This window comes from Clostridium sp. CMCC3677 (assembly GCF_023845585.1).
GTDB classification, from domain to species: Bacteria; Bacillota; Clostridia; order Clostridiales; family Clostridiaceae; genus Clostridium; species Clostridium aquiflavi.
Map to the genome: position 1 here is coordinate 1 of NZ_JAMQHS010000062.1, position 263 is coordinate 263.

1 protein-coding gene is annotated in these 263 nt (G+C 57.8%); it reads left to right on the forward strand.

Annotated features, from left to right (window positions below):
- Positions 1-263, forward strand: a 263-nt coding sequence (locus NG901_RS16740; RefSeq protein ID WP_252217076.1) for a tRNA(Met) cytidine acetyltransferase TmcA domain-containing protein, incomplete at both ends; no start/stop codon positions are given.

Sequence of the window (263 nt, forward strand, 5' to 3'; positions counted from 1 at the left end):
GTGATGCCTTACCTGGCGACTGGCTGTGGATTTCGCCGCGGCCAGATGCTGAAAACCACTGTTCTCCCTCGGCACTACAAACTTTACTTGGGCGCGAGTTCCGGCATGCGGTATTCGACGCCCGCCACGGCTTTGATGCCGCTGCCTTTGCCGCACTTAGCGGAACGTTGAAAGCGGGAAGCTGGCTGGTTTTGTTACTCCCTGTATGGGAAGAGTGGGAAAACCAACCTGATGCCGACTCGCTGCGCTGGAGTGATTGCCCT